Source organism: Bacillus sp. SIMBA_005 (assembly GCF_046535585.1).
In the GTDB taxonomy this organism is placed as follows: Bacteria; Bacillota; Bacilli; order Bacillales; family Bacillaceae; genus Bacillus; species Bacillus pumilus.
This window is the reverse complement of the sequence record NZ_JAWRWI010000464.1, coordinates 1-269: the sequence shown is the minus strand read 5'-3', so window position 1 is coordinate 269 and position 269 is coordinate 1. Positions and strand designations below refer to the sequence as shown.

At 72.5% G+C, this 269-nt stretch carries 1 protein-coding gene; it reads left to right on the top strand.

The annotated features are described in order from the left end of the window. Positions 1 to 269: transglutaminase-like domain-containing protein (locus SB660_RS20910; protein ID WP_410584278.1), on the top strand; the 269-nt coding region annotated here is incomplete at both ends.

Genomic DNA, 269 nt, shown 5'->3' with positions numbered 1-269 from the left:
CATCCCGTCGTCACTCTCGCTCGCCGAGTGCGTCACGCAGACACCGGCGACCATGCCCGACGACGAGATGCGCGAGCTCGCCCTGCGGATCAGAGCCGAGGGAGGCGGCGTCGACGACACCGCCTTCGAGATCTGCCGGACGGTCGGCGGAGCCATGGACTACCAGAGCGGCGTGACCGGCGTGAACTCCACGGCGCGCGAGGCGTGGGCCGCGCGATCCGGGGTGTGCCAGGACATCGCGCACGTCGCGCTGGGCGTGCTGCGGGCGG